25 protein-coding genes are annotated in these 20,160 nt (G+C 50.0%); 1 reads left to right on the top strand and 24 read right to left on the bottom strand.

All coding sequences use genetic code 11. The features are described 5' to 3' along the window. Positions 1–3: 3 nt before the first annotated feature. The 24 genes from ACL7TT_RS16215 to ACL7TT_RS16330 all read right to left on the bottom strand — a co-directional run bounded on the left by ACL7TT_RS16215 (position 4) and on the right by ACL7TT_RS16330 (position 19,647). Positions 4–1,494, bottom strand: coding sequence for a phage portal protein (locus tag ACL7TT_RS16215; protein WP_413396957.1), 1,491 nt, complete (start codon positions 1,492–1,494; stop codon positions 4–6). Beyond that, a complete protein-coding gene (locus ACL7TT_RS16220) occupies positions 1,494–1,709 on the bottom strand; it encodes a primosomal replication protein PriB/PriC domain protein (RefSeq protein WP_413396959.1) in 216 nt (71 codons plus the stop codon). The genes ACL7TT_RS16215 and ACL7TT_RS16220 overlap by 1 nt, the downstream gene beginning before the upstream one ends. Beyond that, the gene (locus ACL7TT_RS16225) at positions 1,710–3,722 is read right to left on the bottom strand and encodes a terminase gpA endonuclease subunit (protein WP_413396961.1); all 2,013 of its coding nucleotides are present in this window, start codon (positions 3,720–3,722) and stop codon (positions 1,710–1,712) included. Continuing rightward, positions 3,685–4,206 (bottom strand): hypothetical protein, encoded by a 522-nt coding sequence (locus ACL7TT_RS16230; protein WP_413396963.1) that lies wholly within the window; start codon positions 4,204–4,206, stop codon positions 3,685–3,687. The genes ACL7TT_RS16225 and ACL7TT_RS16230 overlap by 38 nt, the downstream gene beginning before the upstream one ends. 132 nt (positions 4,207–4,338) lie before the next feature. After that, a complete protein-coding gene (locus ACL7TT_RS16235) occupies positions 4,339–5,076 on the bottom strand; it encodes a hypothetical protein (protein WP_413396965.1) in 738 nt (245 codons plus the stop codon). Positions 5,077–5,146: 70 nt separating this feature from the next. Then, positions 5,147–6,295, bottom strand: a complete 1,149-nt coding sequence (locus ACL7TT_RS16240) for a hypothetical protein (protein ID WP_413396967.1) — start codon at positions 6,293–6,295, stop codon at positions 5,147–5,149. Positions 6,296–6,492: 197 nt separating this feature from the next. Further along, positions 6,493–6,705, bottom strand: coding sequence for a phage holin family protein (locus tag ACL7TT_RS16245; protein ID WP_413396969.1), 213 nt, complete (start codon positions 6,703–6,705; stop codon positions 6,493–6,495). Next, positions 6,702–7,079 carry a 3TM-type holin gene (locus ACL7TT_RS16250; protein WP_413396971.1) on the bottom strand — a complete coding sequence of 126 codons (378 nt, stop codon included), beginning with the start codon at positions 7,077–7,079 and terminating at the stop codon, positions 6,702–6,704. Before ACL7TT_RS16250 ends, ACL7TT_RS16245 begins: the two co-directional genes overlap by 4 nt. 132 nt (positions 7,080–7,211) lie before the next feature. Then, positions 7,212–7,706, bottom strand: coding sequence for a lactoylglutathione lyase family protein (locus ACL7TT_RS16255; RefSeq protein WP_299946948.1), 495 nt, complete (start codon positions 7,704–7,706; stop codon positions 7,212–7,214). Positions 7,707–7,825: 119 nt separating this feature from the next. Further along, complete coding sequence (locus ACL7TT_RS16260) at positions 7,826–8,356, bottom strand: hypothetical protein (protein ID WP_413396973.1); 531 nt, start codon at positions 8,354–8,356, stop codon at positions 7,826–7,828. A 141-nt stretch (positions 8,357–8,497) separates the two neighbouring features. Next, on the bottom strand, positions 8,498–9,013 hold the full coding sequence (locus tag ACL7TT_RS16265; protein WP_413396975.1) for a hypothetical protein: 516 nt from the start codon (positions 9,011–9,013) through the stop codon (positions 8,498–8,500). 99 nt (positions 9,014–9,112) lie between these two features. After that, the gene (locus tag ACL7TT_RS16270; RefSeq protein WP_413396977.1) at positions 9,113–9,838 is read right to left on the bottom strand and encodes an SIMPL domain-containing protein; all 726 of its coding nucleotides are present in this window, start codon (positions 9,836–9,838) and stop codon (positions 9,113–9,115) included. A gap of 166 nt (positions 9,839–10,004) precedes the next feature. Next, entirely contained in the window at positions 10,005–10,211 is a 207-nt protein-coding gene (locus ACL7TT_RS16275; protein ID WP_413396979.1) for a hypothetical protein, read from the bottom strand. 455 nt (positions 10,212–10,666) lie between these two features. After that, the gene (locus ACL7TT_RS16280; RefSeq protein WP_413396980.1) at positions 10,667–11,875 is read right to left on the bottom strand and encodes a chymotrypsin family serine protease; all 1,209 of its coding nucleotides are present in this window, start codon (positions 11,873–11,875) and stop codon (positions 10,667–10,669) included. Between the two features lie 547 nt (positions 11,876–12,422). Further along, the gene (locus tag ACL7TT_RS16285; protein ID WP_413396982.1) at positions 12,423–12,800 is read right to left on the bottom strand and encodes a D-Ala-D-Ala carboxypeptidase family metallohydrolase; all 378 of its coding nucleotides are present in this window, start codon (positions 12,798–12,800) and stop codon (positions 12,423–12,425) included. Between the two features lie 170 nt (positions 12,801–12,970). Then, complete coding sequence (locus tag ACL7TT_RS16290) at positions 12,971–13,639, bottom strand: DUF6630 family protein (protein WP_413396984.1); 669 nt, start codon at positions 13,637–13,639, stop codon at positions 12,971–12,973. A gap of 123 nt (positions 13,640–13,762) precedes the next feature. After that, entirely contained in the window at positions 13,763–14,398 is a 636-nt protein-coding gene (locus ACL7TT_RS16295; RefSeq protein ID WP_299946666.1) for a DUF6058 family natural product biosynthesis protein, read from the bottom strand. Between the two features lie 413 nt (positions 14,399–14,811). Next, positions 14,812–15,201, bottom strand: coding sequence for a hypothetical protein (locus tag ACL7TT_RS16300; protein ID WP_413396986.1), 390 nt, complete (start codon positions 15,199–15,201; stop codon positions 14,812–14,814). A 61-nt stretch (positions 15,202–15,262) separates the two neighbouring features. Continuing rightward, a complete protein-coding gene (locus ACL7TT_RS16305) occupies positions 15,263–15,661 on the bottom strand; it encodes a hypothetical protein (protein ID WP_413396987.1) in 399 nt (132 codons plus the stop codon). Between the two features lie 22 nt (positions 15,662–15,683). Next, positions 15,684–17,069, bottom strand: a complete 1,386-nt coding sequence (locus ACL7TT_RS16310; RefSeq protein WP_413396989.1) for a replicative DNA helicase — start codon at positions 17,067–17,069, stop codon at positions 15,684–15,686. Beyond that, positions 17,066–18,010 (bottom strand): hypothetical protein, encoded by a 945-nt coding sequence (locus tag ACL7TT_RS16315; protein ID WP_413396991.1) that lies wholly within the window; start codon positions 18,008–18,010, stop codon positions 17,066–17,068. Before ACL7TT_RS16315 ends, ACL7TT_RS16310 begins: the two co-directional genes overlap by 4 nt. Before the next feature lie 35 nt (positions 18,011–18,045). Further along, positions 18,046–18,225: a hypothetical protein gene (locus ACL7TT_RS16320; protein ID WP_413396992.1), complete on the bottom strand. Its 180-nt coding sequence runs from the start codon at positions 18,223–18,225 to the stop codon at positions 18,046–18,048. Positions 18,226–18,281: 56 nt separating this feature from the next. Further along, positions 18,282–18,542, bottom strand: a complete 261-nt coding sequence (locus tag ACL7TT_RS16325; RefSeq protein WP_413396995.1) for a hypothetical protein — start codon at positions 18,540–18,542, stop codon at positions 18,282–18,284. A gap of 334 nt (positions 18,543–18,876) precedes the next feature. Further along, a complete protein-coding gene (locus ACL7TT_RS16330) occupies positions 18,877–19,647 on the bottom strand; it encodes a KilA-N domain-containing protein (RefSeq protein WP_413396997.1) in 771 nt (256 codons plus the stop codon). Between the two features lie 187 nt (positions 19,648–19,834). Here ACL7TT_RS16330 and ACL7TT_RS16335 point away from each other — a divergent pair, with 187 nt between their 5' ends. Then, complete coding sequence (locus ACL7TT_RS16335; protein WP_413396999.1) at positions 19,835–20,152, top strand: hypothetical protein; 318 nt, start codon at positions 19,835–19,837, stop codon at positions 20,150–20,152. Positions 20,153–20,160 lie beyond the last annotated feature (8 nt).

Raw genomic sequence — 20,160 nt, forward strand, 5'->3', positions numbered from 1 at the left:
CTCCTATTCAGATTCGGGTTCGGTTTGTTGCGCAGGAACGGCGGCGCGCTTGGTCGGAGTGGTAATACCGTTGTCTTCCAATTTTTTTTGCCAGGCTGCAGTCTGCTTGAGCACATCCTCCGGTTTCTTGCCACGGCGGCGAATGGTCTGCTGGGGGCTGGCGAGCACGTTTTCCAACAGGGTTTCATCGGCACTGGCTTCGCGGCCTGGATCAATCCAGGGCATCACGGGGGTAATAAAGTCGAGATGCAACAGACTTGCGGGATCCACCTCCGCGGGCACCGTCAGCGCATCGGCAAGCAACCCCATCTGCACCCAGCGACGCACGGCCGGCTCGACAATTTCATCACAGAACTCCAGGCTCAGGGTTTCGTAGGCAGACCACTGCTCTACCAATTCCTGGCGTTGGGCACTGTAGGTGCCGTTGTAGTTTTTGCTGATACTGCTGAAGCTGGCCTGGGTGCCGGCGGCGGCCATGCGCTGCATGGTTTCTAAAAATGGCGTTAGCAGACCGCTGGGGCGATTGCTCTGGAGCGTGCCGACGGATTCGCCGGGTCGCAGATCGTCGTAAATGGCACCGGCGCGGATATCGAGGGTGCGATTACCATTCTCATCCCAGTCTTCGTTATGGTCATAGGTATCGGGACTGCCCTTCTGGATAAAGCCCACCATGGCGGAGGCAATCTTGGCCGCGACGCGCTCATTCTCTTCGTAATCTTTAATATCGTTGAGGCGGTTCATTACCGCGGCAAAGATGGAGACTCCGCGGGTCTGGTGCAGGCGGCGCACAAATTTCAGGTGCTCAATATTCGCGGCATTGTGACGGCGGCGTTTCATGCGCCAGTTCAGCGAGGCGCCGGGATGCTCGTCACAAAGCCAGTAGGCGTTGGCCTCACCCCAGGCCGATTTCTCCACCCCCTGCACAATGCGTTTGCCGGGATCGTTGTAATCGACCGGGAGAAAATCTGGCTCCAGGCATTCGATGCTGTAGGGGATTGCTGTCCGGTGCTTCAAGCCCGGCACACTGCCCTGCAAATGACGCAGCAGGGTTTCACCATCGCGCAACCAGGTATTGCACAGCAGCCGCTGGGTTTTGGCCCAGCTAAACTGCCGGGTACACTCCGGATGCTGCGCCCACTCCCGATACAGCCCGTTCATCCGGGCGGCGAGGTCATAGTGGATTTCCCCATCCCAGGTTTTGGGCTGGAACTCCACATCGATGCCCCGCGGGCCCACCACGTTATTGACCAGGGTGGTGAGAATGCCGAAAGCAAAATCATGGTTTTGCTCCAGGTGCCGGGCCTGGCCGCGCAGGGTTTCCACATCCCCCTCGACAACCAGATCCCCACTGCGGTTATCTATAGGGTTTTTACGCAGGCGACTGGGCTTCGCGGCCTCATAGGCAGCGGCAATCCGCAGGGCCCGTCGCGCCTGCACCCGGCGCAGGCCGGCCTCGGGCGAGAAAAACCCGATAACAGAATCCAAGGTATTCATTAGCAAAAGTTCGCGTAGGCGAGCCCGCGGCGTTTGCCGGCAGCCTGTGACTGTTCCTGCAGCAGACGCCGCTCCCATTCCTGGCGTCCGGCGCGGATCTCCTGCAGGTTTTCTGTAGTAAACTGTCGCCCGTTAATGACGGTGGTTTTTCCGGCGAGCACGTCTATTTCGGCCTGAATATACAGGTCGACCATAGCTTGAGCAGATTGAGACATTTAACTATCCAGTAGGGAACCAACAGGCTGCGCTGGCCGCCGGGCTTTTTTCACGGCGGGCTTGGGCTGTTCGGATGAGTGATTGATTTCCGGTTCGCTAAACAGGGTGCGCTGGCCAAGGCGGGCTTCAATGGCCGACCATTTCGCTTCCGTTTTTTTGTGCATATTCATAGCATGGGCGGCGTGCAGGGCGTAGACCTCGGTATCCAGGCCCTCGTTGCGCTTGCCCGGGCGCGGTTGCCATACCAGTTTGCCGCGGTGCTTTTTACTGGGCGCTTTCACTTCCGCCGTGACCTGCGCCCAATAGTCCTGCCGAACCTGCTTGCAACTGTGCATATAGGCGCTGGTACCCAGTAGCCGTTTGGCGATCAGATCCTTGGCCTTGTGGGTGCCAACGATATAAATACGCACCCCGTGACGGTCCGCCTTGGTGCGCCGCTTGGGGTTTTTATAATCCACCGGTCGGGGTTGGGTAAAAATTTCCTTGCTGCCAAAATCATGGCTGTCGCCCTTGATCGCCATTACCAGCACACCGCGGTATTTCTTATCGCGTGTTCTGACCCAGTGATACACCGCATTGCTGGTGCTGCCATCAGAGGCATCAATACTCACCGCCGCCGCGCGAATCTCGCCGAAACGTTCGTGCTTGAAACTCTGGAATACCAGTTTGTCCAGGGCACCCCAGCAATCGTCACGCTTATCGGCGGTATCACCGTCGATCTCGCCCCAGTACAGTTGCCAGCTTTCTTCGTTGCGACCAAATACACGAATAAGGATGGCCAGGCGGTCGTGCTGAACATCAATGCCGACGGTTACCAGCAGGCCACCTGCAGGACAGGAGAGTTCCGGGTAATCCTCGGCGGCTTCGCAGAGTTTTTCGTGATCGAGTAATTGGTTGGCGGCGTATTGATAAGGCCGGCCCAGTTTATTGTTCTGGAAAACAATCCGTGCCGATTCATCACCACTCTCGGCCTCATGCTCCGCTTCCAAATAATCCCGCACAACCTCTGCCAGACCGGTACCGGGGATACAGACATAGAGTTCCGATAACTCGTGGAACGTCTCTATGGGCTCCATGTCATTCGGCTCGAAACCTTCGCTGCACTGGGTCTTGACCCAGCCCGCAAACCCATCGCCACTTTCCCGCGCGGTTTTGCAGGTCTGCAGGATGTTTGCCTGGCGGCGGTAATCGTCCCAGGCACTGCCACAGTGGGGGCAGGTATAGACTGCGGTCTCCGGCTGGTGCAGGCCGAATACCGGGTGCGGGGTGCCTCCCTCTTTTTGAAGCCAGCTGACATTCTCCCAATCCAGCACATGAGCATCACCACACTCGTGACAGGTCACCGGCAGTACACGCATCGTGCCAAGCCGGGTGTAATGCTCTATTTGGGATAAGTCCGCAACAGCGGGGGTGCCGCCAATAATCAATTTTTTATTGCGCATGCGCTTTAAGCGTTCGCGCAGATGGCGAATGGCATCGCCCTGATCGCCAACATCCTTATTGGTATCGTCCGGCTCCTCCACATAGCCGCGCCGGGCGGTGGTGGATTTCACATTGGAAATAGAATTGGAGCCCACCGTGCGCACTTCGCCGCCGGGGAATTTCTTGCGCGTGACCCGGCTGCCCCCTTTGCGACTGGTGGTGACATCAATCACCCGGCTCACTGCCGGTGATCCCTCAATAATCAGCACCAGCTTTTCATCCATAAACAGCCGCCCCTTCTCATCCTTGGGGAACAGCATCAGGATTCTGGCCGGATCCGTAACGGCACATTTACAGATATCCGCAGCCAGCAACACGGTCCAGCCGATCTGCGCCGCCTTTTGCATCACCACCATCCACGACACCGAGCTATCCAGGGCATGCATCACGCCCCAGAAATAGGGTACATACTCCACCCGGTAATAACCGGCGTTGTCGCTGTCTTCTGACGGCAACTTTATATTGTCTGGCAGCCAATCAATCAGCGGGATTTTAGGCAGCGGTATCCAGGTTTTCCGTATCTCCTTCACCAACCGTTGCAGGTTCGACCTCGTAACCACCAATAGCTCGGAGGGCAGCGTCAATGTTTGGCTGTAGGGGTTCACGATCAACGGTAATGGCATACTGACTCTCGATGGCGATAACAATGCTATCCACCGCGCCCAGAAATTCATTCTTCCCGACGCTGGCCCATTCGGTCATCGCCTTGCGGACAGACTCAATATCGACAATTAATTGATCCTGGTGGTACAACTCACGCATTTTTAACTGTGCGTTGGCCTCAGACTCCAGGGCCTGGGCCAGGTCGCGACGGTTGCGGGCATCACTGGCCAGGCGACCAGCGGCTTCAGTACGCAACCGCTCACAGTAAGCTTGCAGCCAGACGCCATAAGTCGCGCCTTGCGGCAGTACACCGGCCTGCACATGCTTGGCAATGGCCGGCTGAGAGGTGCCCACCAGCCGTGCAAACCCCGACTGGGTTGCCTGATCATCAAGACAGATAGACTCAGCCAAGGTATAACCCCCTATGAAATTTCAGGTTGCTGTTAAAAAAGCAGGGTCCGAATTCCCCGTGCGCACGGTTTCTCAGGAGGACCCGTTGGCACCGGGATCAACGTTAGGATCAACCTTGAATAAACTTTGGAATCACCGTTGGCGGGCATTGGCCAGTGCCCGGTCCATCGCCTTGCCCAGCTCGGGTAACAGATGCCGCTGCGCTATGCCCTCGGCGATCTTGAAAAACGGAAAGCGCTTGCGGTAATTGGGTTTCTTCTTTACAAAGATCAGAATGGGCCTCACAGAACGGCGGCGCTTATACCCCACCCGTTGCCATACGCCCCAGGTGCCTTCAATCTTGCCGACAAAGTAACCTTTGGTGATCCCTCTCTTAGCTTTACTGCGGCGGCTACCGGTGGCGTTCTGCATGGAATCCGAACTGGCCCGCACCTGGGACAGGATCTTGCTGTAGGTGCCCGCAGTGATATTGCCGTGTTTATTGAGCTTGGCGCCTTCCCCCGGAACAATATACATACCCGCAGGCAGTAGACCAGCATAGCGCAGCGCCCGCTCAAAGCGCTTCTCATTGCGACTGGTGCCGAATACCGCGGGAGCAAGGTACTTACTGGGTGCGGTGCCTTTGGTGGCCTGATCACGGATATACACTCTGGCAACACCGGTATGCTTGGTGGCCTTGTCCACCAGTACAGCGTTCAAGGTCAAGCGGGTCGGGTTCACAAATACCCGCCCCATCACCGCGCGTGCTTCCCCGCGAATTCGAAATGCCACATTGTTCAGTGCCTGCGCACCGGCATAGGGCAACTGCCGCTGTAACACTCTGGATGCACGGTCAAACTGCGAGGTATCCAGAGCGACACTGACTTTCATCAACTTTTTCCTTGTTCCAAAAACAAAAAGCAACGCTTCTACTAGCGTTGCTTTTACCAGCCAACAGAGGTTAGTTAAGAACTATATTTGACGATTGAGAAGAATCATAACAAATACCATTCTTACAAGCTTTGACACGATATTGATATGAGCCAGAACCAAGGTTATTCCACGACATCCGTGGAGTACTGCCACTTGTGAAGTATGTAAAATCTGTCCAATCCTGATTATTAAATTTAATTGAAACTGCATATCTATCAGCACCAGATACTGCCCCCCAATCAACATAAATATGAGAACCAGAAACAGTTGTAATAGGCGTACTGGGGGTTTCCAGCTTAAATACTTCTGCCTCAATTGTTATTTTGTTTGATATCATTGAAGGTTCTGAACAACCTGCATTATTACACGCAATAATTCTATATATTCTATCGCCGGAAATCTGATTGTCCCACGACATTACAGAAGATGTCTCTGGTGATGGGGAATAGCTGTAGTCAGTCCAATCTTCGTTGTTATATTTTACGGCTATTTTATAGGCAACATCACCAACATCTTCCCATCGAACAGTAATACTGCTGCCTGATGCTACTGCAACAACCCATGCAGGCGGCAATGGGATAATAGGGTTAGCAAGTTCGTAATCAATGGAAAGTGTATAGGTTGCATGTAAGAAACCTAGGCATCCAATCACATCAAAGCTACAACTGAAATTACTCATACGTCTCAAATTAGAAGAGATATCAAGCTTTAAATTATGCAGATCTATGCCTTCAAACCCAGGGACAACATGAGAATTCTCTTCTATCCCTATTAGATCGTTAGGGAAGCCTACAAATACACCTGACTCTCGCGAAAATCCAATAATACTTGAAGGTAAATCTGGAGAAGTTCCTTTTACTTCTAAACCATACCACCCTTGCAGCATTCCGTTTGGTAATGCCTCCGTGTTTCTCTCAAAACCATATCCTATTTTTAATGATTTAATTATACTGCCTTCAGGCACATTACAGCTTTCCGAATTGTAAGTTGAATTTTTTTTGTCGTATTTAGGGTTTTCTTGATAATTCCATCGTATGGGTGGCCGAGAATCGGAGGTACGCAATATCTTACAAGTCTGGATTTCAGCGCTTACCTGCCCAGTGAAAAAGAGCATCAGAGCAATAATTGAAAAAAAATTAGTTGCAATCACTGCTAATGGATTATATTTTAATATCATAAATTTCCCTTTAAATAATCAGCCTGAACTCAGGCTGTTGCATCATATCCCAATATTTATTTTTAACCCACCGCACTCGCGATGGGTATCTGAATCTTTTTTCTTTTGCCATCTTCCCCAGCCATTGTGAGCCTGCGGACATTTCCCTGTGTGCGCCTGCCTGCAGCGCGAACAGTAGCGCTTAGCCCTTGCTGGCATCACCGCCTCTCCGTCTGCTTTTCCTGCAACTTCAAGCGCCGGTGGCTGTAGTACCAGTTCACCACAAAGGAAGCGATGGCCACCAAAGCACAGATAAAGCCAATGGGATTTTGGATAAACAGACTGTAAACACTACCGATAGCACCCGCGGTTACCGTGGTGGCGTGGCCGGCCTTCTCAGCCAACTCTCGCATCAGGTCGTGAACGGTCATGACTGTTTCCATGTCTTGATGGCTTTTTCAGCACTGCGGCCCACCACATAACCACCCAGGCCGATCTTTACGATCTCCAGCAGTGCCAGTGTTTGCTCCTCGCTGAGGTTTGGTGCGGTCCACCCCAGCCAATGCGCCACCACGAGGATGACAAAGGTCAGCATGGCAATAGGGCGCCAGCAACGCTGAAGCCAGCTCTCTCCGCCAGCTTCTGCGGTAATCACACTGGTTGCCGATTCCAGCTCCTTAAGTTCCATCGCTATCAATTGGCTGTCAATTTCAGCTTTGAGCCTGTTGGCCTCAGATTTGTCAGGAAACGCCTTGTCGATCGCCTTACCAATCAGACCGGATATCGCAGAAGTTGCACCTAGCATCAGTAGCTCCAGATTGTGAAACCTGGGGAAGTAGCTTTCTCCAGGCGTAAAAAAACCGGCTCAGTGGCCGGTTTGTCTATTTGGGTGCCAAATATTTCAGCAATCGCAACATATCCTTATTTGTTAAACGCTCTAATACGCGCCCTGAGAATAAGTCAATTCATAGCTGTGTGAATACACTTCGAAGATCAGACCAAAGGGATCTTCAACGTAGCACATTCTATAGGGCTTCTCTCCAGGATAGTATTCGCGAATAGGCATCCGTTGCTTACCACCGTGCTCCACAATTTTTGCAACCAATCGCTCTATATCAGGATCTTGCACACAAAAGTGAAAAGTGCTTGTTTTCCAGTACTCAAACTCTTTCGGTGATTCATTGTTCTTGAACTCAAACATTTCAACACCGATTTTGTCTCCCGTAGACATGTGGGCAATTTTAAACGACCCCCAACCAAGGCCAAAAACATCGATGCACATTTGCCCAATTGGCGTGTCAGACTCTTCTGTAATCACTGTTGGTTCCATAATATGGTACCAACCCATTACATCACTATAAAATTTAACTGCTGCTTCAATGTCAGGCACCGATATACCGATATGAGAAAACGTTCTAGGATATGTACTCATAAAATGATTCCTCTTCGTAAAGTTAAAAAATTGGTATGTCCTGCGCCAGATTAGCTCATGAATATGTGTACGCTGCACTGACGGGTACAGTAGCTGACCCTGCCCGCTGACTTTGCAGGCTATGAGCCCACCCCCACAAAGCTGCTCACCATGGCCCCCTGGGAGGCGATAGCGATTTCGCCGGAGTCCCAGCACCCGGCCAGACGACAGGCGATGTCGTGAAGCTCAGGCTCTCCACACTCCATGAGTTCCGCCGTATTGCGGCACAGCTTCAGCAGGAAGGCCTGGGCATAGTCTCGTGCGGTGACGCGACCCTCTATAAGCAAATTCATTTGAGTAGTGATAATCAGCAACAGGAAGCGGGCGCTGTGGTCCTCGGGACAGTTACCCAGTCCACTGCTATCCGCCTCAGCGTGGCAGCGATAACAAAGATGTGCAGCCATGGCATCGTGGGGCTTGATCCCCCGGCCTTTGCCATAGCTGTGGCTCCGTGGTCCCTGGTAGTGGGCGGCCACTGTGGTGCCCTCGTTATTGCCACAGCGGACGCAATCGCGGCCTTTGGCCAGCCTCAGTAGCTTTGGGATGCGGGTGGGCTGTAGGGTCACTTTGTCTCCCTGGGTATCTCCAACCCTGTCTGTCAGCCCCTCCATACTCCCTCCCCTCAGTAGCTTCAAATTGTGGAACCTGGGGAGGTAGCTTTCTCCAGGCGTAAAAAAACCGGCTCAGGGGCCGGTTTGTTTATTCAGGTGAAAATGTTGCAGCAAGCGCAACATATTCTTATTTGTTATGAGTCATGCCACCTTCCTCAGTTTTTCCAGCAGGCCTAGGCAAGCTCTTTGAAGCAAAACGTTCAAATCCGATGAATCAAACATAGGCTTGAATCGTAAGAATGTCCTCCACGTAAACAACTTCGAAAAATACTGTCTCCAGCTTAGCTTGGCGGTAACACTGGCTGTATGGAGTGTTTTTCCTGTGTCTAATCTGTATATTCTTGCTGCTACTTCAACCTTAGGGCGCCAAGCCAAAGGAAAACCAAGATCCCCCAAAGATATGTCCCACATATCTCCCGATTGGAACTTGGGAATTACAATATCTAAGCCCAAATCAGTCTCTTTTGGCTGATCTAACGAGCTTGCCAAAGGGAGCTCAAATATTTCCATCAGCTGCTTTCGCAGAGCCGAATCTAAATCCTCATGACCAAAGGCCGCCCACTCATCAAGATAACGTTTAAAATCAGACCGTGGGGCTACCGCCAGACTACCTAGATAAATGCTAAATTTTTTCTTCTTTCTAAATCGCTTTAGCACGTAATTTCCCCGGACTCATAACGCCGCCATAATTTGCCGGCTGAAGCGCAGCGTAAGGCGGTTAAATTGATGGCTTTGTTACAACTTTTATCACGTAAGCTAGTTAAGTTCATATATTGCGGTAATCCGTTGGCCCACTTTAATATATTCCGGTACCGCCATAACCAAGTCCATACCGTAAGAATCTGCGGCCATAGCCAGCGCATATTCTTGGGGGTTGTACTCTAAGGAAAATATAGCGTACGCCTGACCAAAGTTTCCCTCCGTAGTTATACCGTATACACTTTTCACCTTTCTAGATTGGGCTTGAGCAAGAGTATCGGCCTTTTTCCGAGCTTTTGCACTAAGCTCAGTTATCATTTTCTCTTTGTACTCTTCCTCTTTAGACGTCTCAAAGAATGCATCTATATTTTGAACACCATCTAGCCGGATCAGTTCATTCATAAGGCCGGCGTATTTATCGAGGTTCGTTAATCTCAGATTGAAGCCTTGCTGTACCTCGTAACCCAAAACTTCCAAATTGTAAGCTCCGTCTTTTCTAGCTCGCTTTGTACTTTTATCAATTTGGGTTGACTCTAAACTTGAAATGAGTACCCCGTGCTTTTTAAGAGCCTCCAGCATCAGCGCTGAAAATTTTGTTAATTGCTCCATAGCTCTATTAGAGGATTGTTCATAAGCCAATATACTAAAGCGTACTTTTACCACATCGGGCTTTACTTCCTGCTCAAGTTTCTCCGTGACAATAACGAACGGAAAGTCAGGTACCGGATTTGCAGTAACTGCCAATGACATAAACAGTGATAAAGCCAAAACAATAAATTTCATGCACGATTCCTTTTTGAGTTGTAACGCCCGCAGCAGGGGCAGCTGACCTTGTGCGCGTTTTGCGCGAAAATGGGAGCATAGCGACCCGTGCACAAGGTAAGCCGTCCCACGGAGGGCTGCAGGCCCCGGGTATACTACCCGGTCTTGTTATAAATTTTGCACTGGGCTAGCTTCTCTTGCTTTTATCCATACCCAAAATAGTGCCTACGGATGTTCCAAGCCCGCCACCTATAGCTACACCACAGCCTACTCCGACGCCGATATTTTCCACGTACAGACCAAACGCTAAACCCGCTATAACACCCAAGGCCAAGCCTATAGAAATACCAGACCAAACATAGGATGCGTTAATATTATCTTGGTTTTTTCTCATAACTTTGATTCGATTTATAACATTTATATACTAAACACCATGACCAGTATTATCCTGATTACTGCCCAAAAATCAATTCGACGCCAATTCTCATAAATTTTCATTATAATCAGTAAGTTACACGAATCTGATACAATCGTGAAAGCCAGGGAAGCAGCCATAGAGGCCACTATTTGTCCGTGCCCCCTACCAAATCGCACCTATAGGCCACAGATGACGATATCCCCATAACACCCACTGTCGCACTTCCGGCTTCCTGTTCATTCATGGAATCACGCTCTCCAGGCGTAAAAAAACCGGCTCAGTGGCCGGCTTGGGTGGTTGGGTGTCTGATAGAGACACCAATAGAATAAAATTTCAAAGCCGGATTAGTTCCAACATAATAATAGCTTTATTATGTCAGAACTAATCCAAACGATTTAAACAACGGATTTTTATAGCAGTTTCAATCAGTGTTATTGTACTCGAACGGTTACACCTATAGCCTCGTCAAAAAGATCAGCAACACTAAATACATTACGGCCGCCACAATCGCCAACGTGAGAGCCATATGCCCTGTTACCGAAAGACCAGCCTCCGCCGCTGTCACCATTGATAGTTACATCGCCATTCATACGTACCAGGCGTCGCGTTGAAATGCCGTTAAACGTACAGTTTACAGACGTTGCGTTAACGTCTAGACTGCAATTTCTCTGGTTTTTCGCGCGGCCAAACATACAGATGGATTCACCGATACTGATATTTGCACGAGCTTCAAGAGCGGTGACGTTTCGAACATTATCATATTGATCGGCATAAAACCGCGCAGGCTCTGAATAAGTAGATGTTTTCCACTCAATATCGCCCCAGGCACCTCGGTGTTGAATTTGATGGACAAGTGGATGTAAGGCAAACGGGGGATGATCAATTTGATTTATACCATTGCAGTGCCCCGCCGTAGTGACACCGGTTCTCCCCGCATTGTTTTGTACTGACCAACCTGACGTACACTCAAACGCGTTGTCATCAAGGACTCTCATACCCCCAAAAGACAGCTCGGTAACACCTACAGGACTAGTGCTGATCTTCACATTGACAAAGTCCTGGAGAGTTACGGGCAACTCTTGTACGACTTGGCTGGGAATGTTGGGCTTATCACTTTGCCATGCAACCAAAACATCAATTTTCCCAGCGCTTCGAAAATCAAATGAAGTAGAAAAATCTTTATAGCCAAGCTCAGCTAAGTTACTTTGAACTTGCAGTGCACGGTGCTCTATCTCCAAAAACGAAAAAGGCTGCTGATCGATAATATTAATCTCAATTTTGGATCCCGCCACAAGCTGGTAGACTTCATCTGGTGCTAGACCTTTCACATATATTGAGGGCGTTTTACCAGGGTTTTCCGATAACTCGGATCCGATAAAGATATCTGGTCGAGCTTTTGCGAGCTTTTGAGAAATTGCGCCTACGGCAACAGCAGCATCATGATCTGCTCTGGCCTCATCAATAGTCCAATTTCTTGCGCTAGCAATGAGCTCCAAATCAGCGGCCAGTGCTTGTTCTTCATTTTGAAGATTGAAGGATCCTTTATGTTCGTCGCTCTCAACCTCTCCTTGAGAGTATGCGCCACTACTACCTATTAGAGCGATAATTATAGTTATATTTGATACAGTCTCTTTAAGCATAACAACGTCCTGTTATTAGTTAATGATATAGAATATTGATAGATTTGACATATACTTAAAAACATTATTTTCTTTAAAGCTATTATCAAATCACGACAATTAAGCTTGAAGATAATAAACACTTTTTTAACCATGAACAAGCATCCACCGAACCTGGATTTTGCTTTTTTTGTTTTTTCGTTATCCATGGGAAAAATCGAGCCGATTTTCAGTGGCTTTAGCTTCAATGGCACTTAATTAATAAATTATCTTATAGTCATGCACCCTTTTAGCCACCAACAACTTCATTGGTACGGATGTCATGACTGATATTAACTTTTATTGCTATAGTGACGACATACTCCTTTGTAATTCTTTGTATTTATTTTTTTATTAGCACAACCTCCTCATCTTTCAAAATAACAGCCACAAAGAAAAAATCCCCATTCGCATTTGGTCACATAATCTGCAAAACCTCATCTGCACCTATCTGTTCAGACTGATATGTAAGTCAGACGAAGGATCGCCACTAATTGGAACCAACGTATAACAACAAGCTACGCCCGCCTCAGTAGCTCCAAACTGTGGGTCGGGTACGCTCACCCGGTATAGGCTCAAGATCATCCAGATGCAGGAATCGACCCTTGTGTGAGCCCTTCTGTTTTATGCCAATGCCAGTGAACCCTTCCTCTATAGCGATCCCCAGAAGCTCATAGGCACGCCCACCAGTAACTGATACATCAACAGCCTGTCCGGTAGTGTGTGTCATGGTGGAACCGATCCTGGCGCAGTGGTCCCGGCAGCGATAACCGGAGGTGATCACCATCGGCTTGGCAAACCTTCCCCTCACCCTGATCAATCGGCGCAACGTGCCATCCGAGAAGTGGAGTTTCCCGCAACAACGGCAGGACAGCTCCGCTTTCGTGAAGTAGGCGTTTTCAAACATGGGATTACCAGATACAAAAAAGCCCGCACGGGGCGGGCTTGGGAATGCTTCGGTTTTAATCTAAATACTTAAAGATGATGAAAATATCGGCCCATGAAACTATCCAGCTTGCAGAGAGTTTTGTACATCTTCGCTGGAATTGTGGGAAATACCTTATTATACCGTAAACACTAAAACTGTACCTGTCTAAACTTGTGATGTGTATCAAGCTGTACTGATTGCAAGGAACTAAATATGGCAGGCTTGACTATAAAGAATGCGTAGGAATCTCCATCCTCGTCGAACCACAATATTTTGTACCCCCGAGCTTCAACAGCTTCTTCTAGTTTAGATACATTAGTATGAGCAATGTAGTTCTGATCATCTTTAGATTTCTGTATTTCTGTGGTTATCTCTTGCTTTTCTTCCAGAGATATTTTTTTGAGAGATAATTTCGATAACACTTTATCTAAAGAAAAAATAAACTCCTCGATATTGTATATATTCTTCCAATCAAGGTGGCCCATATAGCCAAGCCCTGCCATAACCGTTTTAAACACTGCACAAGGTATCATCTGGTCTTCAATATCTTCTTGAATCCACTGTATAAAGTTATTTCCAAAATCATTTCGCGCCTGATTATAAAAGACTGAATCTTCACCTCGAATATCATCATCATTTTTTCCAAGAAGTATATATTCTTTAGCCTTATCTGGATTGACAGATATTTTTGATGACACGTCAATCACCTTATCCCATACAGTCGGCACCTCTGAGTCCTTGCCTGTGCGGGCCAAAACTTTAACCGCAAAACCCACAATACTTGCAGCTAAAACTACTATTAATACAACCTTAATCATTTCCTATAGCTCTTCACAAAAATTATATGGTGGATAACATCTATATAGTGATCGCCGTGATCACCATTATTCTGATTACTGCTTCCCGAGTAAAGGCACGGATTAGGGGCTCTCTTTACCAGATTAACTCGTTAAGTCGTACCTTAGTCGTAGCTCATTAATATACTTTTGTCTTGAGCTACTTTCCCGTTCATGTGGCGCAAAATATGAACTTACGTCGTCGAGAAGATCTATTATTTTTATCAGCTTTTTTCTGCTCTGATCCTCAATTAAATCGCAGTCTAAAAAATCACTGGCGATGAGTATAGCAATTTCTTTTGAGGCTATCTGCTCTGGAAGGCCATTTTTTGTACATAAGCCATAAGTACCATCAAGAAAATATTTCCACTCACTATCAAGTGTCAGCTCTAACTCACTGTTTAATTTTGGGCTGTTTGAATAAATTCCGTCTTCTCTCAAAGACTCCAGTTGTTGGCAGTATCTGTCTTTGAATATTTTCTTGGCATCCTCAACTTTTTCCAAAGAGAGCAAAATATTTACCCAAGACAAATAACCTTTAGAATAAAATTCTGAATTTTCACTTGCCTCGTATGCCCCAAAGAAGGAGTCGCATTGAATACTAATCTCAAGACTATACGAGGCTCTAGGCATTACTTCCAGATTCTGAAGCTCCAGAAGCCTCCCTTCGTCAACATTAGCTTTATCGAGCAATTGATTTTTGGTGTAAAAATTATCAAAAAAATACCTAACCAACTCCATAATTATCAAATACCCCTCTACACGGCAACCAATGTGCGCTTGTTAAAAGTGTGTCACAAGGCTTTAACCGGTCTTTATTGACCGTGACTACACCTTCTATGGGTCGAAGAGCGTGGGCCGGAAGCAGATCTAGCAGTCTCTACAAAAACGCCCTGCCTCTATCCAAATCTTGCCTTACTGGCATTTATCTTATTACAGTATACATCGGGTTTGGCGTTGATCAACACCTTATCCCAATTACATTACGAATAGCCCATACCCAAACTACAGCCATAAAAAAGCCCCGCCGGACTAACCAGACGGGGCTTTCAAAGGGGGGTATGGTCCCGCTGCACATACTTCGCGACAGCTTAGCTGAATATAGTATCTTCACGCCTAGGCTGTCAATACATACAGCTTGTATTTAAATACAGTTATGCGGCATTATCCGCCAGATAAAGTGCCTCTGCCGTTCCCTCGATTAAGTTACACATATTCTCCACCCAGGCTTTGGATCGCTTCACCCTTATGCAGGTCTCTCGCATTTCCCACCGGTAGTAATACCTCAACCAAAAAACCCTCCTCTCCAGCGCAGCCTTCTCCTTGTCCTGGCGCCTGGCTATCACATTCAGGTAAGCCAATACTGCCGCATCCGTAAGGGCTGCTCTCTCGTAATCTATCGGTACCGGGCTCTCACTATGCCCAGATTTCATCCTTCGACCAAATGCTGCCATACGGGGCCAGTTCACCGAGTCCCCCGCACGTTCAGGGTAGGCCCTGGACCACTCCCACAAGCGCTCACGAATGCTGATTTCATTGACCATCTTTCCCCCTATCACGATCAACTAACGAATTGCCGGAATCTTCTCAGAAGCTCAACCTGGCTCATTCCAGCACCTCCGCAATCAGTACCCGGGTGTAGCTCTGTCCACGCTTGGCTGGTGCCTGGGTGACTCGGCGCTTAACCACGCACTGGTTGTTGTCGTTCTCAATCAAGCCCAGGCCGTGGGGATTGGTCCGGCTGGGCTTCTCCAGCACATCGATCAGCAGCTTTGTGCCACCCTGCAGGTTGTCATCGTCCAGCTCACCGGCAGAACCGCGCTCAATCTCGATATACACCTGCGCCAGAGGCTCGTTGGGCCGGCGCTGGCCACTTCTCACCAGGGCTGCCGCTACTTCCATGGCCAACTGCTTTTTCACACCCCTGCGTTTCCTCCAGTGCATCCGCAACAACTGGTTATTGGATGGCGTGGCCTGGGGCAAGGTGAATTCCAGAGTGCGCATATTCCCCCCTCCGCTTTCTTGATTAACCAGTGAATTGCCGGAATCTATTCGGTGGCTCAGCCTGGAGTACCTCCGCCGTCCATACATCCATGCGGAACTGGTTGAGCTTGGCCTTAAGGTTGTCGATGCCCGGCTCACCACGGCGGTGCTTGGCAGTGATCACTTCCACCAGTCCAGGGTTTAGGGAATCGAAATTGTCTTTATCTTCCCGGTACAGCAGCGCCACGATATCGGCGTCCTGTTCAATAGAGCCGGAATCGCGTAGCTGGGACATATTGGGCCGGCCACCTTTGGCTGCTTCGCGGTTGAACTGGCACAGTGCCAACACCGGTATATCCAACTCCTTCGCCAATGCCTTGAGCCCGGCAGAGACACCAGCCACTTCCCGCTCCCGGCTCAATCCATCACCACGCACCTGTTGCAGGTAATCCACCACGATCAGTGACAACGGGCTCTTGCGATGCTCACGGCGGGCACGGCTGGCAATCTGGTTGATATGCAGCGCACCCTGGTCGTCCACCCCCATGTCGATGCCCTTGAGTTGGCTTACGGCGTGAGTCATACCCTGACTGTGCTGTGCGTAAAAACCTTTGCGGTCATCGGAGTTGTCGGAGTCGGCGAGCCCTATGGGGATGCGGCCAACCATGCCCACCAGCCGGCGGTAAAGTTCCCGGCGGCTCATTTCCAAAGAAAAAACCAAGGCACGGTTACCGTTGAGGGCATTGTGCGCAGCCACCTGCATGGCAAATACGGTCTTTCCTGTACCAGTGGTCCCAGCAAGGATTACCAACTCACCACCACGCAGCCCTTTCCAACGGCGGTCTATGCAATCCCAGCCGGTGTGTACCCGCTCGATCTGCTCGCCAGTCTCCAGGCGGTTCCAGTCCTGCAGAACCTCCCTGGCTGCCCCATCCAGATCTTGAGGGCCTGTACCGGTATCTCGGGCACGCTCCAGGTCGGACAGGCTGGACTGGCACTCGCCGATAATCTCCGTCACAGACCGGATTGGCGCGGTGTAAACGGCTTTGCTGAAATCATCGAAAGCAGCCAGCAACTTACGGCGATGGGCATGATCAGCAGCAATGTGAGCGTAGGTCCGCACATTCGATGCCCCAGGAGTCTGTTCACACAGTTCAGCCAGGTAAGCAACGCCTCCAGCAGACCCCAGTTTTTTGGTGCGGTTCAGCTCCTCACCCACAGTAAACGCGTCCACTGGCTGGGAGTTCTCTGCCAGGGATTTGATGGCTGTAGCGATAGTACGGTGTGCCGGAGTCATAAAATCTGATCGGCCTACAATCTCGAACACCTCCTCGATGGCGGAGGGGTTGATCAGGAGTCCACCAAGAACCATCTGCTCTGCAGCGATCAAGGTGTTCTGCTCGTCCCGGTTCAGACGCTTGGCCATCATGCCGCTGCCCCCTTTGCGTTTTCGGTGATGCGCGGGTAGTGATTCGGATCGGTCAACCACTCCAGGTCGGCCCAGTGAACACCGTTCAGCCACTGCTGACTGGCGCAGAAGGCGAAGAATTCATCAAACCAATCCAGATCGCGGTTAGCACGTTGCGTCCACAGGTAGGTCAGGAACTCCCGTCTTCGGTCGCTCAGGGCTGTCACCGGCACGTTGTTGGGCAAGCTGCGGTGGTAAGACTCGACAATCCGGTCAAACGGAATGATCTCTGGTCGTTCGTCCTCCCAGCGGCGTTGGTTCAGGTAGGTGGTCGGGTGCAACCTGTCAAATCCGAATTGGTTGGCCAGCAGGCGATGTTCGATATCCTCGGCAAGCAACTCAGCAAACGACTCCGCATCCCGTTTGGATTTTTTCAGGTTGGCCAAGAAGGCGGCATGGGCTTTTTGCTTGCCCACCTTGGGTAACCCTGCTGACCAGAATCGATCGAACGCCGAATCAATCGCCCCAGGTTTTTCAGGTGCACGCTTTTGAGCATTAACACTGGTTACTTTGTTAGATGGTTTCTTTGTATATTCTTTACTTTGTAGTGTCGGAAAATCCGTATACGGCGAATCCGTATCCGGAAAAACCGTATCCGGGTTTTCAGGAAGTGGATAATCCGCGCCATCCACTTCCGGATTCTCAGGAAGTGGTGCATCAAAGATTTCATAATCCGTACCCAACATTTTCCCGTTGTCATCACGTACCGAGGTGCGACGGGCATAACGCAGTTTGATCAGTTCATTAAGCAACCCGTAAATCTTATCTCTGCCCTCCTGTGCCTCTCTCGACAACGCAGCCACAGATACGGACCAGTTGTCCGGTTTTGACAGGAGATGAATCAAGAGGCCGGCTGCACCAAATGACAACCGGCGATCCGTGGCAACTGCATTGGCAATCACCAGGTAATGCGATTCTGGACGCGGCCCTCGCTTAATCATTTTTCACCCCCATTTAACGCAACAGACTTTCGATAGGTGCGGTCAGCATCCGCCGCCGCCTTGATTTGTTCAGGTGGGATTTGAAGTAAAGCCCGCGCCAACTCACAAGGCGGAAGGCCCGTTTGTTGTGCGCGTTCATTCACGCAATACAGGACAAAAAGATCGGAGTCTTCCATTATCGCCTCCGTCCGCTTCTGCGGCTCAGCAATGACTAGTTGATTAATTCATTACCTCAATTCATTAGAGTGGAGGCGGCGAGTCGCTCCAGATCCTCACGCTCGCAATCAATGTTATTGGCCCACTCGTCCGCAAGTTGAGCGCCCAGAGCGGCCAGTTCCTGTGTGGTGGGATTGTTATCGGGGATGTAGGCAATGGTGCGGAACAGCGCGCGCAACTTTTCTACGGATTCCAGGCTGATACCGGCAAGGTCAAGGGATTGGGTAACGAGTTGATCTGCCCGAGCAGCGGGCACAACTGGGGCGTGGTTAGGCATGATAGCCTCCTTCGATTGCGGATTGTCCGCCACCGTAGAGGTATCAATCTCGAAATGGTGGCGGGGTAAACGGGTTGATACTACCGCTCGAAGGAAACGGCGGGCCCGAAGGCCCCCCGAATACCCCACCATAACAAGGAGGTTTCGCGCACAAAAAAAGACGCATACAGCTAGAGGCGTCTTCCCGGCGCCTTCGACATACGGGGTATCAATCCCGGCCCCCGATTTTGCGGGAGCGGGATAAGCATAGGACCGTTCTCCGATTCCTGTCAACCGGGGAAATGATCCCTTCCGTATTGGCGCCTTTTTCATGCTCACACCTATTTATTACTCATTACGCGACTGCCGATTCCAGTTGGCCCAGCAACTGCTTGAACTGGATGTCGTACCAATGGGCCTGTGTTTCACTGGGGTTGCTGGGACTTACCAAGTTGCAGCCGTAGCGTGCGCCCTTCTCGGTAACGCACTTGAACTGCTTGGTGCCCTTGGTTTTGGATTTGCGGGATCGCACTTCCAGATAGCCCAGGTTCACCAGAATCTGATTGGCTTTGCGGGCTGACAGGCTTGAGTCATGGCGTCTGAGCAGCTCTGACAGGGAGTGGTGTACCCCTTTGCTCTCGGAGTAGTCCGGCAGGAACTGCATATCCTGGCCGCGCTTCTCACCGAATTTCTTGAGCATGGACAGCTTGGATGTGTCGTCGGGGCGCAGGGTGTCCACGGCAAGGTCGAATATCCAGCGGTCGCCTGTTGCGCCAGGGGCTGGTTCATGTTTGCCTGTGCGGTAGTCAATGAAGGTTTGATTGACCTGAAGACGGAAAGCGGGACTAATCCAGCCAGCATATTCCACGGCCAGCAGTTCATGGGCGAAGGTGCCCGGTGCATTGCCGCCCCGAATTTTATTGATTGGGCCAAAGTGTAAATTTACACTTTGGGATTCAAGTTCCGCGATTAAGGCTTTCGCCTCATCCCGCCTTAGCCACTGACTCGGACTCTTGTGTTCACCCGACTGACTAGCTCTGTGTAGCGCATTCAGATTGAAGCGCCCTTCAGCATCAGTGGTAATTTCGACGCCGGCAATAACCGGCAATTGATTAGCACTATTCATCTCTTCTCTCCTTTTCCACGATCTCCGTCAACTGAGGGAATCCTCTGTATTAGAGTGGAGGTCGCGATTGATCGAGATCTGTCTATCAAAAAGCTGCCGAACTCTCCCGGCTGTCACACCACTGGGCAGGTGTCGCCATCCCCGGTATGCTGGAACCTCCAACACCAATAACAATAAGGAATTAGTTATGTTCGATTTAATGTCTAGCAAAAACACTTTGTTTAAAGTTCATCGTCTTAGGCTGCAACGCGGCTCGTCCGGAACCGTTCACATAGAAGTTCGCGAGGTAATTCAAGCTGACAGCCTTACCAGCATTCCCAAGTTCACAGCCTGTGTCACTGATGGGCTGGGCATCCCTAATAAAAATTTCATCTTCTCCGGGGATAGTTTTGAGGAGGCTGTTAATAAACTCCTCCCACAAGCTCAGTCTCTACCGCTTGATGTTTTGCGACCCTCAGTGGAAAAAGCCGCTGACATGCTTGAAGCCGCTGGTCTACTTCATTGAGACATTTC

Origin of the sequence: Microbulbifer jejuensis, assembly GCF_047289955.1 — a bacterium.
In the GTDB taxonomy this organism is placed as follows: domain Bacteria; phylum Pseudomonadota; class Gammaproteobacteria; order Pseudomonadales; family Cellvibrionaceae; genus Microbulbifer.